The 13999-nt window shown below is 70.7% G+C and carries 14 protein-coding genes and 1 riboswitch; of the genes, 2 read left to right on the top strand and 12 right to left on the bottom strand.

Annotated elements, in window-relative coordinates; translation table 11 throughout:
- The first annotated feature begins 5 nt into the window (after positions 1–5).
- Positions 6–1697: a diol dehydratase reactivase ATPase-like domain-containing protein gene (locus H7K45_RS18170; RefSeq protein WP_263997547.1), complete on the top strand. Its 1692-nt coding sequence runs from the start codon at positions 6–8 to the stop codon at positions 1695–1697.
- Here the strand turns inward: H7K45_RS18170 and H7K45_RS18165 are convergent.
- The 12 genes from H7K45_RS18165 to H7K45_RS18110 all read right to left on the bottom strand — a co-directional run bounded on the left by H7K45_RS18165 (position 1694) and on the right by H7K45_RS18110 (position 12761).
- Positions 1694–2083, bottom strand: a complete 390-nt coding sequence (locus H7K45_RS18165) for a hypothetical protein (RefSeq protein WP_263997287.1) — start codon at positions 2081–2083, stop codon at positions 1694–1696. The genes H7K45_RS18170 and H7K45_RS18165 overlap by 4 nt on opposite strands.
- Before the next feature lie 43 nt (positions 2084–2126).
- Entirely contained in the window at positions 2127–3194 is a 1068-nt protein-coding gene (locus H7K45_RS18160) for an ATP-dependent DNA ligase (protein ID WP_263997286.1), read from the bottom strand.
- A gap of 4 nt (positions 3195–3198) precedes the next feature.
- On the bottom strand, positions 3199–4113 hold the full coding sequence (locus H7K45_RS18155; protein WP_263997285.1) for an ACP S-malonyltransferase: 915 nt from the start codon (positions 4111–4113) through the stop codon (positions 3199–3201).
- Positions 4110–4739: a malonate decarboxylase holo-ACP synthase gene (locus tag H7K45_RS18150; protein ID WP_263997284.1), complete on the bottom strand. Its 630-nt coding sequence runs from the start codon at positions 4737–4739 to the stop codon at positions 4110–4112. The genes H7K45_RS18155 and H7K45_RS18150 overlap by 4 nt, the downstream gene beginning before the upstream one ends.
- Positions 4726–6450, bottom strand: a complete 1725-nt coding sequence (mdcD, locus tag H7K45_RS18145) for a biotin-independent malonate decarboxylase subunit beta (RefSeq protein WP_263997283.1) — start codon at positions 6448–6450, stop codon at positions 4726–4728. Before mdcD ends, H7K45_RS18150 begins: the two co-directional genes overlap by 14 nt.
- Positions 6447–6746 (bottom strand): malonate decarboxylase acyl carrier protein, encoded by a 300-nt coding sequence (gene mdcC / locus H7K45_RS18140; protein WP_263997282.1) that lies wholly within the window; start codon positions 6744–6746, stop codon positions 6447–6449. The genes mdcD and mdcC overlap by 4 nt, the downstream gene beginning before the upstream one ends.
- Positions 6734–7582 (bottom strand): triphosphoribosyl-dephospho-CoA synthase, encoded by an 849-nt coding sequence (locus H7K45_RS18135; RefSeq protein ID WP_263997281.1) that lies wholly within the window; start codon positions 7580–7582, stop codon positions 6734–6736. Before H7K45_RS18135 ends, mdcC begins: the two co-directional genes overlap by 13 nt.
- 5 nt (positions 7583–7587) lie before the next feature.
- On the bottom strand, positions 7588–9225 hold the full coding sequence (gene mdcA, locus H7K45_RS18130; RefSeq protein WP_263997280.1) for a malonate decarboxylase subunit alpha: 1638 nt from the start codon (positions 9223–9225) through the stop codon (positions 7588–7590).
- Between the two features lie 93 nt (positions 9226–9318).
- Positions 9319–9879, bottom strand: a complete 561-nt coding sequence (locus tag H7K45_RS18125; RefSeq protein WP_263997279.1) for an AAA family ATPase — start codon at positions 9877–9879, stop codon at positions 9319–9321.
- Positions 9866–10648, bottom strand: a complete 783-nt coding sequence (locus tag H7K45_RS18120) for an energy-coupling factor transporter transmembrane component T family protein (RefSeq protein ID WP_263997546.1) — start codon at positions 10646–10648, stop codon at positions 9866–9868. Before H7K45_RS18120 ends, H7K45_RS18125 begins: the two co-directional genes overlap by 14 nt.
- Positions 10645–12129, bottom strand: a complete 1485-nt coding sequence (locus tag H7K45_RS18115) for an ABC transporter ATP-binding protein (RefSeq protein WP_263997278.1) — start codon at positions 12127–12129, stop codon at positions 10645–10647. The genes H7K45_RS18120 and H7K45_RS18115 overlap by 4 nt, the downstream gene beginning before the upstream one ends.
- Positions 12126–12761 (bottom strand): ECF transporter S component, encoded by a 636-nt coding sequence (locus H7K45_RS18110; protein ID WP_263997277.1) that lies wholly within the window; start codon positions 12759–12761, stop codon positions 12126–12128. Before H7K45_RS18110 ends, H7K45_RS18115 begins: the two co-directional genes overlap by 4 nt.
- A riboswitch (TPP riboswitch) is annotated at positions 12753–12862 on the bottom strand. It overlaps the preceding gene by 9 nt.
- 86 nt (positions 12863–12948) lie before the next feature.
- On the opposite strand from H7K45_RS18110, the gene H7K45_RS18105 reads away from it, so the two are divergent.
- Positions 12949–13998, top strand: a complete 1050-nt coding sequence (locus tag H7K45_RS18105) for an ATP-dependent DNA ligase (protein WP_263997276.1) — start codon at positions 12949–12951, stop codon at positions 13996–13998.
- The last annotated feature ends 1 nt before the right edge of the window (position 13999 follow it).

Below are 13999 nucleotides of genomic sequence, written 5' to 3'. Positions count from 1 at the left end.
CGGTCGTGGTGGCCGGGGTGGACGTCGGCAACCACACCACCGAGATCGTCGTCGCACGCGTCAGCGGCCAGGTCGTGGAACGGGTGGTCCACGGGCAGGCGCCCACCCGCGGCCGCAAGGGTTCCGTGGAGTCCCTGGAGGGTGCCGCGGCGCTGCTGCACAAATTGCAGGTCGAGGCGGGTGTCGAGGTCGACGAGGTGCTGCTGGCCGCCCTGCGACCGGTGGACACGGCGACCGCTCCGCTGCCGCCGCCGTCGTCCCCGCGCTCGCCTGTGCGGAGCCTGCGCGCCGTCGACGCGAGCACTCCCGCGGGAACCGGGTTCGGTGTGGGACGGCACCGCCCGCTCGGCATTCTGCGCGGCGACGTCGTCGCGGGTCCGGCCGTCGTGTCGGTGGACGCAGCGACCGACTTCGAGGTCGCGGCACGGGAGATCGACGCGGCGGTGGCGCGGGGCTGGAACGTCGTCGGGGTGATCGCCGCCCAGGACGACGCGGTGCTGATCCGCAATCGCATCTCAGTCGACGTTCCGGTGGTCGACGAGGTCGCGCTCGACGACGTCGAACCGGGGGCGCTGATCGCCGTCGAGGTCGTCGCCGAAGGCCGCGCCTACCGGGCCATGGCCGACCCGATCGCACTGTGCGTCGCCCTCGAGTTGGGTCATGACCGCATTGCCAAGGTCGCCGAATTCACCAGGGAGCTGGCCGATTCCCCCGCCCTGGCCGTCACGCCGCGAACCGGTCCGCCGGAACCACCCGCCGTCGACGACGACTACGTCGACTGCACGGTCGACGGTGAGGTGGTGCGGTACTCACCCGCACAGGCACACGTCGTCCTGCGACTCGCACCCCCGGGCAACGTCGTCGAAGTGCGGTTGAAGGCGGTCCGGTCCGCGCGCGACGGACTGGCCGTGGACGACGCGTTCTTCACCGATCTGTCGTCGATCGACGACGGAGCCTGGTTGCGGCGCGGCGTGGCCGACACCCGCGGGACGGTCGTCGCGTTGCTCGCCGCCGACCTGGTCACCGACGCTGCGGAGACTCTGGCACGGCTCACTGGGCGTCCGAGCCGAACCGTCGCCGGGGAGCCCGCGGCCGCCGCCGTGGGGGCACGTACCACCCCGGGATTGCCGCCTGGCACCGTCGTCTGCGACATCGGCGGCGGCACAGTCGATCTCATCGGCGACGACCGGGAGGTGACGGCCGCCGGCGCGGGTGAGGCCATCACGACGGCGGTGGCCAGGGTGCTCGGCATTCCCCGCGCACTGGCCGAACGGGTCAAGCGGACGCCGGCCCTACGGGTCGAAGGTCCGCACGTGGCCCACGAGGAAGACGGCCGCCGGCTGTTCCTCGACAGCCCAGCGCCCGCGGACGCGATCGGCCGGCTGTGCACCCGTGGCAGCGCGGGTCTGGTGCCGTTCTCCCACAAGCTCGCCGCCGAGGAATGGCGCAGCCTGCGATTGGCCGTGAAGCAGGAGACCGTGGCGGCCAACATCGTTCGCTGTCTTCGGGCGTTCGACGAGCCGCCGCCCGCACTGGTGCTGGCCGGCGGCGGAGCGCTCGACGACGAACTGCTGCGCACCGTCTCCGAGGCCCTACGCACCACGTCGACGGTGGTGGGAAGGGCCAACGTCGACGCCCAGCACGGACCGCGCTTCGCGGTGGCCTCGGGGCTCGTGCACCTGTACGCGCAGGCCTAGTTGCCCCGGTACCCCGAACCGAGGTCGACGACGTTGCAGTACGCCCCGACGCCCGCGGCACTGGGTGCGTTGTTGGTGTGGGAGACCAGCGTCTTGCCGCCGATGGACACCTTGCAGGTCACCGTCCCCGGGTCGCCGCCCGGGTGGATGCCGGTGAACACCAGCGAGCGGGCACTGCCGTCGTAGTCGTAGGCCGTCGACCACGGCAACCCGGCGACCGCGACGATCGGTTCGTCGTTGGCGCCGAAGTAGGACACCTGGACGCCGTCGGCGAACGTGCCCGTCAACTCGAACACGACGGGCACCGAGGCCGAGGCGGTACCCGGGGCGGTCAGCAGCAGTGCGGCGCCGAGGGTGACCGCGGCTGCCAGGGACGTCGTCTTCATCGTTCGATCATTCCACCGTCGTCGGGCCCCACGTGCACGAATCTCAGCGCCCGCCCAGCCCCGGAATGATGTCGCGCAGGTCGAAGATCGCCGGGACCTCGAGCTGGTCGTAGGTGCAGCTGCGGGGATCGCGGTCGGGCCGCCAGCGGTTGAACTGGGGGAGGTGGCGAAACCGGTCGCCCTCCATGTGGTCGTAGCGCACCTCGACGACGCGTTCGGGTCGTAGCGGTACGAACGACAGGCTCTTGCCCGCGTTCCACCGCGAGCCGGCGTTGCGCACCGACGCCGGCGGGGTGTCTTGGCCGCCCCAGTTCCAGGGGTGACCCTCGAATGTGGTTACCAGCGGCTGCAATTCGGTGAACAGCGTCCGGCGCGTGGCCATCGGAAACGCCCCGATCACCCCGACCGACGCCAAGGTGCCATCGTCGCGGTAGAGCCCCAACATCAGCGAGCCGATGGCGTCGTCCCCTGACTTGTGCAGGCGGTAGCCCGCGACGACGCAGTCCGCCGTGCGCTGATGCTTGACCTTGAACATCGTCCGCTTGTCCGGCTGATACGTCCCGTCGAGTGGTTTGGCGATCACGCCGTCGAGCCCGGCCCCCTCGAAGTCGTCGAACCACCGGCGGGCCTCGTCGACGTCGGTGGTGGCCGGGGTGAGGTGGATCGGCGGGCGGCAGTCGGCCACCGCGTCCACCAGGGCGGCGCGCCGCTCGGTGAACGGCCGCCCCGTGTAGTCGTCGTCGCCGAGGGCCAGCAAGTCGAAGGCGATGAAGGAGGCGGGCGTCTGCTCGGCGAGCAGCCGCACCCGTGACGCCGCTGGATGCATCCGCAGCTGGAGCGCGTCGAAGTCCAGACCGCGTTCGGTGGCGATGACGATCTCCCCGTCGACGACGCAGCGGTCGGGCAACTCGGCGACCGCCGCGTCGACCAGTTCGGGGAAGTACCGCGTCAGCGGTCGCTCGTTGCGGCTGCCGAAGACGACGTCGTCGCTGTCCTTGAACCAGATGGAGCGAAAGCCGTCCCACTTGGGCTCGTACGACCCGCCGTCGGGGATGACCGGCACCGCCTTGGAGAGCATCGGGCGCACCGGCGGCAGGACGGGCAGTGTCACGCCGTCATTCTCGCATCGCCAGGCGAGCACACGTTTCGAAGCCGTCGTCGGTCACCGAGACGGCGCGGATCGACGGCACGGCCGAGGCGAGCAGCCGCGTCAGCACGTGGCCCGGCGCGGTTTCCACGGCGGCCGTGACTCCGAGCTCACCGAGCAGCCTGGTGCCGTCGTACCATTGCACGGGGCGCGCCACCGACTGCGCCAGATCGTCGAGGACCACCTCGGCCGACGTCGTGACCCGACCCGTGGTGTTGGTCAGGTAGCGACGGGTCGCTCGACGCCGCGGCAGGCGAGCCAGGTGTGCTGCCATCAGGTCTGCGGTGGCCTGTTGAAGTGGGCAGTGCGACGCGACCGCGACGTCGAGGCGCTCACAGCTCTGGGCACCGGCGTCACGGGCGGCGTCGGCGGCTCGGTCCAGCGCCGCACCGGTGCCGCTCACCACCGTCTGGGTGGCACCGTTGACGTTGGCCACCCATAGCGGATCGTCGGCGGTGGCCACCCGACGAACCAGTTCGGCGGCAGCTCTGGTCGGCAGGCCACGCACCGCGGCCATGCCCCAATCACCCTGTGCGCACGCTTGTTCCATCGATCTGCCCCGCAGCTCGACGGCGGCCAGCGCCTCGGCGAGGGTGAGGACACCCGCGGTGACCGCCGCGGCGAAGGCGCCCACCGAGTGTCCTGCGACGAACTCGGGGGTCAGGCCATGCTCGTCGACGAATGCCCGGGCACTCGCGACACCGGCGATCAGCAGGGCGATCTGGACGTCGACCGTGCTGGCCAACCCGTCGGCCGAATCGAGATCCTCGATCGACCAATCGGATTCGTCGAGGACGACGGTGACTGCGGGACTGGTCGGCAGGTCGCGCAGCATGTGGGGGTATTGGGAGCCCTGGCCCGGGAACAGCAGGGCGACGCTCATCGGATGGCGCCGCGGTCGACCAGGCGGGGCCCCTCGTCGGTGCGTACCAACACTTCTGGCCCGTCACCGACCAATTCGGCGAGTGCCGCAGCGCCGTCGGGTGTTTCGACCTGACAGTCCACCCGGCACTGGGCCGAGACGACGGCGCCGGCCAGTGTTTCCAGGGCGGGCAGCGCGCGCCGGACGTCGGACACGCGGACCAGCAGGTCGAGGTCGCTGTCGGGCGTGACCGTCGGGTGCCCTGTCGCCAGTTCGAAGCCGACACTGCCCGTCGGTCCCCACGGCCACCCGAACTCGGCGAGCAACGGCCGGAGTTGGCGTAGCGCCCGGATCGCCGGCAGCTCACGGCCGGTGACGACCACTAGCGCTTCGGGCGACACCGTGGCGACGACGTCGTCCACCGCGACGACGGTGCCGTGGCGCTGGGAACGTTCGCTGCCGCGCACCCCGACGGGGACGACGCCGTCGGGAGTCCGGTCGCGCCGCACCACGACCCATGGTGTCCGGGCCAGCGCGTCCGCGACCCACGCCGGCGCGTCGCACGACAGTGCCTCGGGATCGTCGACCCGCAGCAAGTCGTGCGGACGGGCGTGCGGACGGGCAAGGAACACGTCAGGTGTCCGCATTCCATTGCCGGGCAAGGGCTTCCCGGATCTGGCGGGAGGCGTGACGGGTGGCCGTGGCCGCCTCGGAGTCGAGTCGGTTCGACAAATCACGCGGCCCGACCCTGGCTCGGTCGATCGCCGCCTCGATCGCGCCGCGCACGGCTTCGACGTCCTTCGGCGTGGGGTCGTCGGCGTCGGAGACCGTCAGCAAGCCGTCGCAGAAGCCGAGTCTCGCCCAGTCCTCGACGTCGTAGCTCATGGGGATGATCGTCTTCGCCAGATCGTTCAGCTCGTCGACCGTGCGCAGGGTGATGCGGGCCGCGGCCGCCTGGTGCATGGCATGGATCTCCACACCCGGATCGTTCAGCGCCAGAATCTGACTGGCCTCCAGACCGTGGGTGAGGAATCCGCCGGACAGGGCGGTGCCGACGACGACGGCGACGACGGGATGACCGGCGACGCGCGCCGCGTGGTAGGCGTCGGTGGCGGTGGCCATCGCCTGATGCAAGCCCGCCATCTCCTCGTAGCGCCCGTACGCCTGGCTGGGCAAATCGACGACGGCGACGATGGCGCGCTTGGACTCCGTCGCGCGGTCGGCCTCGACTACCTCGCGAACGGCCTCGGCCAGCGCGAGGGACTCGGTCAGGCCGACCTGCCCCTCGCGGGCGCGGTAGAACCGGTTGGCCGGGTCGGGCACCACCGCGAGATACCGCGCGTCGGTCGTCGTCGCCGACAGGACCGACGGGATGACCGACTCGACCGTCACACCGCCGCTCAGCGCACCCAGCCAGGTCCGGCCCCGCGTGACGGGAGGTTCCGCGACCGGGGTGACGACCGGCTGCTCCGGTGCGGGAACGGATTCGTAGGACCTGCCCCACAAGGTGGGCAGATCGGCTGGGCGGGGCGAGCTCGCGGGGTCGTAGACGGCCAGCCGCGACGCCAAGACGTCGAGCCGCTCACTGCGATGCCGGCCAGGCTCCGGCACCCCGGCGTGGATCGCGTCGACCACCGCGGCGCGCAACAGGTTCGAGGCGTCGGGGACCAGCACGTCGGCCAGCCCGGTGGCGTGCCGTTGCCCGCCCCCGTCGACCGCCCAGATGAGCGCGTGGTCGCGGGAGTCGAACTCGTCGACGCCGCCCTCCTGCTCGATGACGGCCGGCCCGTTGAGCCCGATCCTCGCCTGTGGCGTGACGATCAGCCGGGTACACAGCCCCGCGGCGATGCTCATGCCGCCGAACGATCCGACCGTTCCGGCCACCACGCCGATGACCGGAGCGTGGGGGCGCAGGTCGAGTACGGCCGAACAGATCTCGGCGACGGCGTTGAGGCCGAGGTTGGCTTCCTGCAGACGCACGCCACCGGTCTCGAAGAGGATGACCGCCGCGGTCGGGGTGCCCGCCCGCGAGTCCGCGGCCGCCAACAGGAGCGCCTGGGAGATCTTGGCGCCCGACACCTCACCGGTGCCGCCACCGAGGAAGCCCTGCTCGATGGCCGCGACGACGACGGGACGCCCGTCGACGGTGCCCCTGGCGATCACCGTGCCGTCGTCGGCTTGCGGGGTGATGCCCTGCGGTTCCAGCCACGGGGATTCGATGCGGTCGAACGGGCCCGCGAGCACCCGTACCGAACCGGGGTCCAGCAAGGCGCCGGCCCGGCCGACCGCGTCGAGTTCGATGAAGCTGGGGCGGGCCAGGAGGTCCTGCCAGGTCTGGCCCACCAGGAACTCGGTCACGAGGTCGCCGCCTCGGACGCCTGTCGCAACCGTAGGTTGACCACGCCGGGGGTGGCTCCGAAGTCGTTGAGCTCCCAGCGGCCCGCCAACGGGGTGCGGGCGAAGAACCGCTCGAGCACGTCGTGCCAGACGGTGTCGAAGCCGTCGACGCTGGTGCGCACCCTGACGGTGACGCCGTCGTCGCCCGCAGCGGGAGGTTCGAGCAGGATCTCCAGGTCACCCGATGCGACCACCCCGACGTGGATCGGATGGGTGGCGAGCTCTCGGGCGGGGAAGTGGTAGTTCAGGGTCTGCACGATGGGGACTCCCTCTCATCCAAGGCGTCGAGGAACAGCGTGGCCGACAACAGATCTCCGCTGCCGCCGGGGGAGAGCCGTCGGCTCAGGCACGATCCGTCGAGCTCCGCGAAGAGGTGTCGGCCACGCACGGTGCCGATGCCCCCGGCGTCGAGGACGGCCTCGGCGCCGGACTGCACCGTGCGTAGTCCGTCCGTCCCGCCGCGGTGCAGGACGCAGGTGTCGTCCACGGTCGCCATCAACGCGAGAAGTGCCGTCAGGCGGGCCGTGGCCTCGTCGGCACCTGCGCGTCGGGCGGCCCGCAACGCGGGCAGGGCATGACGGCGAATATGGGGAAACCCGGCCTGGGCCTCTCCGGCTGCACCGGCGGCGCCGTAGCGCCGCCGCGCCTGCGCCCCATGCGATGTCGTGCCGGTGACGTGCGGATCGGGGATCGTGGCCAGCCGCGCCGCGACGGCGACGGCGCCCCCGAGCGTTCCGCTTCGAGCCGCACCGGCGCTGAGGAGTCCCACCGCCCAGAGCGCGCCCCGGTGGGTGTTCACTCCACCCGTCGCCGCGAGCATGGCTCGCTCACCGGCCCTGCCGATCACCCCGAGCCGGACGCGCAGACGCTCCTCGTCGGATCCGAATCGTCGTGCAGCATCGGCACATTGACGGAAGGCGGGGTGCAGCGCGTCGGCCGACGCGTGCAGCGTGGCCAGGTCCATGTCGGTGTGGGCGCCTGGGCCGCGCCGGTCGACGAGGCCGGGTTTCGGGGTGAGATCGGCCTCGGCTCGAAGGGCCGCGACGGCGAGATCGGCAATCTGGACGCAGCTCAGGACGGTGTCGATCGGCATCGTCGTCACCAGTCCCTGAATTGCGCTGGGGGATCGTACAATCCGCCAGACCAGGCGACCAGGTCCTCGATGCTGCGCGCAGCGAGCAGGGAACGGTCGGCCAGCCGGGTCTCGACGCGGAGGTCTTCGGGGAAGGCCACCAGGCCGTCGCGGCGAAGGCCCTCCACCCGGCGGGCGTCGGCGGAGCGACCCACCGGGGTGACACCGGCGACCGCGGCCAGCGCGGCCCGGCGGTCGTCCAGCGAGTGCGCCCTGTAGAGGTAGGCGACGCCCTCCTCGGTGACGACGTGGGAGACGTCGTCGCCGTAGATCATGACCGGAGGCAGGGGCATTCCGGCGTGCTTGCCGACCTCGACCGCGTCGAGCGTCTCGACGAACGTGGGCACGCCACCGGCTCGGAAGGTCTGTGCCATCTGGACCACCAGTTTTCGGCCCCGGCGGCTGGCGCCGTCGCCGTGGGCGAGATCCAGCCAGGCGGCCGACGAATGCCTGCGTCCGTGTGGATCGTGGCCCATGTTGGGTGCTCCACCGAAACCGGAGAGCCGCCCGTCGGTCACCGTCGAGGAGTTGGCGTCGGCGTCGATCTGCAACGACGAGCCGATGAACATGTCGATCGCGTATTGGCCGGCCAACTGCGCCAGCACCCGGTTGGACCGCAACGATCCGTCGGCCCCGGTGTAGAACACGTCGGGCCGGGCGGCGGCGTAGCGGTTCATGCCGGACTCCCCGCCGAAGCTGTGGATCGATTCCACCCAACCGGACTCGATCGCCGGGATCAGGGTGGGATGCGGGTTGAGCACCCAGTGCCGGGCGATCCTGCCCTTGAGGCCCAGCTGCTCACCGTAGGTCGGCAGCAGCAATTCGATTGCGGCGGTGTCGAATCCGACGCCATGGTTGAGGGACACCACCTGGTGTCGCTCGTACACACCGCGGATCGCGATCATGGCCTTGAGGATCTCGACCGGCCCGATGTGGCGCGGGTCCCTGGTAAACAGCGGCTCCAGGAAGAACGGCCGGTCGGCCTCGACCACGAAGTCGACCCAGCTGCCAGGAATGTCGACCCGCGGCAGGGCGGCGGTGTCCACGATCCCGTTGGCCTGCACGATCACCACGCCGTCGTGGAACGCCGCAGCCTCGGCGATGGTCGGAGTGTCCTCGGTGTTGGCACCGGTGTAGAGGTTGCCCTCGCGGTCGGCCTGCTCGGCGCACAGCAGCACGACGTCGGGGGCCAGGTCGACGAACATCCGGGCGTACAGCTCGACGTAGGTGTGAATCGCGCCGATGTGGACCGTTCCGTCCTCGACCATCTGGGCGATGCGCACGCTCTGCGGTCCGGCGTAGGCCAGGTCGAGCCGGTCGGCGATGCCACGCTCGAACAGGTCGAGGTGCTCGGACCGCGACACCGACGAGATCAGCATGTGCAGTCCGTTGAGGCGCGTGGGATCGCAGCCGGCCAGCGTCCTGGACAGGAAGTCGGCCTGCTTCTGGTTGTCACCTTCCAGCGCCACGCGGTCACCGGGGCGGATGACGTCGTGCAGCAGGTCGGCGAGCTTGGCCGGGTCGACCACCTTGCCGGTTGCGTGTGCGCGACCGGCTCGTAGGCGTTCGTCCCTGGCGGTGCGACGGGTATCCCACCTGGTCATGTCGCGAACCGCCTCACGTCAGACACCACGAAAGAATCGCCTCCCATCTTGCACCCGACTGCATACTGCATGCACTCGTCTGTGGGGGGTGTCTCACGCCCTCGCCGTCAACTCCCACCGCAGGCCGTCCGGGCCGTCGGTCACCACCCAGTCCGCGGCCGACCGCGGGTCGTGGCCCGCGAGGTAGACCTCCTCCTGCGCGGCCCACTGGTCCCAGTGGGGCCGGTAGGCGTCCCCGTCGCGCAGCAGGGCGCGTCGCTTGCGCTCGGCGTCGGGGGTGTCGACCCAGATCCCCACATCCGCCAGCGCGCGGCTGCCGGCGTTCAGCGCGCCGACGCCCTCCACGATCAACCGTTGACCGGGGGCTACGGTGTGCCAGCGGCCGGGGACGTCGCGCACCCAATTCCAGCTGCGCCACCGGCCCGGCAGGCCTCGGTGGCGGGGCGCCAGCAGCTCGTCCCGGACGTGCTCGACGGCCCACGCCAGCCCGTCCCACCCGGGATAGACGTCGTCGAGACGCAGGATCTGGCTGCCGTCCCACCGCCGGCGCAACTCCTTGGCCAACGTGGTCTTTCCCGAGCCGGAACGACCGTCGACGAGGACCGTCCGCGCCGCGGACGCGCCCAATCCGCGGGCGACCTCATCGAGTGGCAATGAAGTTCCAGTGCCCGGTGCCGACCGACGTCGCGATCGCCACCGCGACGATCACGAACGCCGCGGCGATCAGGGCGGCCTCCCGCCGTCCAAACGGCGACGGCCGAGCCCAGGTGCGCGTCGGGTGCGCCCCGAAACCCCGCGCCTCCATCGCCGTGGCCAACGTCGACCCGCGGCGGATTGCGGACACCAACAACGCAAAGGCTTGGCCCGCAGCACGTCTGACCCGGTCCTGGTCGGCGACACCGCGGGCCCGGCGTGCGTAGCCCAGGTAACGCCAGTCCTGGGCGAGCAACCCCACCAGGCGGACGCCCGCCAGGGCGCCAAGCACGAACCGGGCCGGAAGCCGCAGCACCTGTCCAAGGCCGTCGGCCAGTTCGGTCGGTTCGGTGCCGATGAACAGCAGCACCGACGGCAAGGCGATGGCCAGCACCCGCAGAAACGTGGCCACCGCCAACGCGATCGAACCGTCGCTGACGTTGACGAGCAGGAAGTGCCAATGCACCACGCCGCTCGACTCGCCGTAGAGCAGAATGGTCACCGCGGTCAGGGCGGCCGCGAGCGCCACCATCGACGATCGAACGATCATGGTGCGCAACGGAACTCGCAGTGCGAGCAGCAGCACCACTTCCAGGATCAATGCGGTCAGCGCCGACACCCAGTCGACGCTCAACACCAGCCCGACGGCGATCACCAAGGCGGCGGCTAGCTTTGCCACCGGATTGACCGTCGCGAGGCGACCAGGGGCGACGTCGACGGCTGTGCTCAGCACGACAGGTCCGCTGCGGCCTCGGCGCGCCACGTTCCCAGCTCCACCCGCTGGTCGGCCAGCAGGCGCGCGAAGTCCAGATCATGCGTGACCGCCACGACCGCGGTGCCCTCGTCGGCGATGTCGGCGAGCAGGCGCACCAATTCTTCCCAGGTGTTACGGTCCTGTCCGAAGGTGGGCTCGTCGAGGATCATCAGCCCCGGTGCGGTGGCCAGCACCGTGGCCACCGATAGCCGACGTTGCTCTCCGCCGGAGAGCGTGTAGGGGTTCACCTCCGCGAGGTGGGCGAGGCCGAGGCGTTCCAGCAGCGAGTCGCACACCGCCGCGACGGCGGCCTCGTCGCGCTTGAGCGCGCGTGGCCCCAGGGCCAACTCGTCGCGCACCGTGGCGGTGAGGAATTGGTGTTCGGGGTTTTGGAACACGCTGCCGATGCGGGTGAGGAGCTCGCGGGACTTCCAGGCGACGGGCGACCGCCTGCGCGGCGTGGGCGCGAATGCCCCGTCGGCGGTCAGGGTTCCGCTCCGCGGCGGCAACAACCCACCAAGGGTCAGCGCCAGCGCGGACTTTCCCGCCCCATTGGGACCGGTGACCACGGTGACCGAGCCGCGGTCGACGTGGAAGCCGAGATCGTGGGAGCCCTCGCCGCCGCGGTAGCCGACCGACAGGTGGGCGGCCTCCAGCAGCGTCGCCCCCGGACGGTGCCGGCGCGTCAGCGCGGGTAGTTCGGCGCCGGGCACCCAGACACCGGCGCGTCGGAGCAACTCGCGCTCCCGCTCGAGAGTGTCGGCGGGTGGCCCGTCGGCCACCACGTGACCGCCATCACCGAGGACGACCACGCGGTCGACCACCGGAAGCCAGACTGCCGTGCGGTGTTCGACGACGACCACGGTCGCGCCGGTCGCCGCGGCGGCTGCCGCCACCGCGTCGCGGACCTCGATCACGCCGGCCGGATCCAGGTTGGCGGTGGGCTCGTCGAGCAGGATGAGCCCGGGATCCATGGCGAGCACGCCGGCCAGCGCCAGCCGCTGCTGCTGCCCGCCGGACAGCGCCGAGGTGTTGCGGGACAGCGGAAGGTCCAGACCGACGGCGGTCAGTGCCCGCCGGACACGCGGCCAGATGGCCGGTCGTTCGACGGCGAAGTTCTCCATGCCGAACGCCACGTCGTCGCCGACCCTCGACAGGATGACCTGGGAGTCGGGATTCTGCAGCACCATGCCCATGCGGCTGCGCTGCGAGGCGGGCGGCGCTCCGTCGACGAGGAGCTGACCTGCCTGGTCACCGTCCTCACCGCTGTCCAGTAGACCGGCGAGTCCGTGCAGCACAGTCGATTTGCCCGAACCGCTGGCCCCGAGCAGCAGCACCCGCTCGCCCGGTTCGATGGACAGGGTCAGGTCTCGGCACGCCCATTGGGAACGGCCCGCGTGGCGCCAATGCCAACCCTGCGCGGATACGGACACGCCGCCGGACGGCGACGTGCTCATCGCGGCAGATCGGGCCGAGATCCCACTCTGCCGGCCGGAAAGCGTGCCAGCGCACCGGTCTTGGCCAAGCCGCGGACGACGAACCAGGACAACGCTCCGGCAAGCAGCGCGCCCGAGACGATCGCGCAGACCACGTAGATCGCGGAGAACGTCGCCGCCGAACCGGGGTACCAGAGGGTCAGGTCGTTGATCGCGAGCGCCAGACCCGCGACCGCGCCGGACAGGATGGCGACCGGCAGGTTCCACCGGCGGTACAGGAAGACGGCGAACACGAGCTCGGCGCCGAGCCCCTGCACCAACCCCGACTCCAGGGTCAGCACACCCCACTGGTTGCCGACGAGCGCCGACACGGTGGCGGCGACCAGCTCGCCGTAGAGCGCGGCGCCGGGTTTGCGAATCACCAGCGCGGTGAGCACCCCTGCGAAGAGCCACCCACCGCCCAGCAGCGCCTGCAGGCCTGGCAGTGCGGCGCCGAGGGGAGCGCCGATCGGGTTGGAGGCGATGTTCCACAGCACGAACACCAGGCCGGCCGCGACGGCCAGGACGCTGGCGACGACGATGTCGACTACACGCCAGCGGTACGTCCGGGGCGCGGCGCCGGTGGGCTGCTGGGAAACGGTTTCGGAACTCATCACTTCACTCCCTACGCCGGCATGATCCGGTCAGGTTCGTACGGTCGACGGCGCCAGCCGTCCTCTCAGCGCACTTGGCGTGCACTCCCGTGTGGGTCTAGCTGTCCAATCTAGCTCAGAGCTGCTCGGATGCGAAGTCGCGAACTGGTGGCGATGACATTGATTGGCTGGGGCGGTCTGCGTGAACATGACAACCATGCATCTGCCCGTCATGCCGCCCGTCGAGCCGATGTTGGCAAAGGCGGCTGTACACGTGCCCGACCAAGCTGGGGTGTGGTCCTACGAGCCCAAGTGGGACGGGTTCCGGGCGCTGGCGTTCCGCGACGGCGACGAGGTGGTGCTGCAATCGCGCAGCGGCAAGGAACTCGGCCGGTACTTCCCCGAGCTGCTCGACGCTCTGCGGGACGAGCTGGCCCCGCGCTGCGTCCTCGACGGGGAGGTCGTCGTGCCGCGCGAGATGGACGGCCGCATTCGACTGGACTGGGAGTCGCTGAGCCAGCGCATCCATCCCGCCGAGAGTCGCGTGACCATGTTGGCCGCGCAGACGCCTGCACACTTCATCGGCTTCGACGCCTTGGCCACGGGTGACCGATCGCTGCTGGCCGAGCCGTTCCGCGTTCGACGCGAGGCGCTGCTGGACCTGGTCTCGGAGAAGACGTGGTGTCACGTCACCCGGACGACGGAGGATCCGCAGCTCGGCACGCAGTGGTTGACCACCTTCGAGGGTGCGGGCCTCGACGGGGTGATCGCCAAGCGCCTCGACGGCCACTACCTGCCCGGCAAGCGCGAGATGGTCAAGGTCAAGCACAAGCGGGACGCCGACTGCGTGGCGATGGGCTACCGGATCCACAAGAGCGGTGAGGGTGTCGGGTCGGTGCTCCTCGGCTTGTACCGGGATGACGGCGAATTGCAGATGGTGGGCGGCGCAGCCTCCTTCAGCGTCAAGGACCGCATCAAGATGCTGGCCGACCTGGAACCTCTGCGTGACGGCGAGGTACGCGACGGTGATCCGAGCCGGTGGAACTCCGCCGCCGACAAGCGGTGGATCCCGGTCCGCCCGGAGAGGGTCGCCGAGGTGGCCTATGACCAGATGGAGGGCAACGGCCCCGCTGATCGCCGGTTCCGGCATGCCGTGAAGTTCGTGCGCTGGCGCCCGGACCGAGACCCGTCGAGCTGCACGTTCGGTCAGCTCGACGTACCGCTGAACTTCGACCTGTCCGACGTATTGGAGGGCTAGG

This window comes from Mycobacterium yunnanensis, from assembly GCF_025823185.1.
Classification (GTDB): Bacteria; Actinomycetota; Actinomycetes; order Mycobacteriales; family Mycobacteriaceae; genus Mycobacterium; species Mycobacterium yunnanensis.
This window is presented reverse-complemented; position numbering and strand designations above follow the sequence as displayed.

Excerpts from the sequence above, each read along its gene's own strand:
- mdcA (WP_263997280.1), bottom strand. The coding sequence starts at position 9,225 with ATGACCAGGTGGGATACCCGTCGCACCGCCAGGGACGAACGCCTACGA.
- H7K45_RS18165 (WP_263997287.1), bottom strand. The coding sequence starts at position 2,083 with ATGAAGACGACGTCCCTGGCAGCCGCGGTCACCCTCGGCGCCGCACTG.
- H7K45_RS18150 (WP_263997284.1), bottom strand. The coding sequence starts at position 4,739 with ATGCGGACACCTGACGTGTTCCTTGCCCGTCCGCACGCCCGTCCGCAC.
- H7K45_RS18155 (WP_263997285.1), bottom strand. The coding sequence starts at position 4,113 with ATGAGCGTCGCCCTGCTGTTCCCGGGCCAGGGCTCCCAATACCCCCAC.
- H7K45_RS18105 (WP_263997276.1), top strand. The coding sequence starts at position 12,949 with ATGACAACCATGCATCTGCCCGTCATGCCGCCCGTCGAGCCGATGTTG.
- H7K45_RS18110 (WP_263997277.1), bottom strand. The coding sequence starts at position 12,761 with ATGAGTTCCGAAACCGTTTCCCAGCAGCCCACCGGCGCCGCGCCCCGG.
- H7K45_RS18135 (WP_263997281.1), bottom strand. The coding sequence starts at position 7,582 with ATGCCGATCGACACCGTCCTGAGCTGCGTCCAGATTGCCGATCTCGCC.
- H7K45_RS18115 (WP_263997278.1), bottom strand. The coding sequence starts at position 12,129 with ATGAGCACGTCGCCGTCCGGCGGCGTGTCCGTATCCGCGCAGGGTTGG.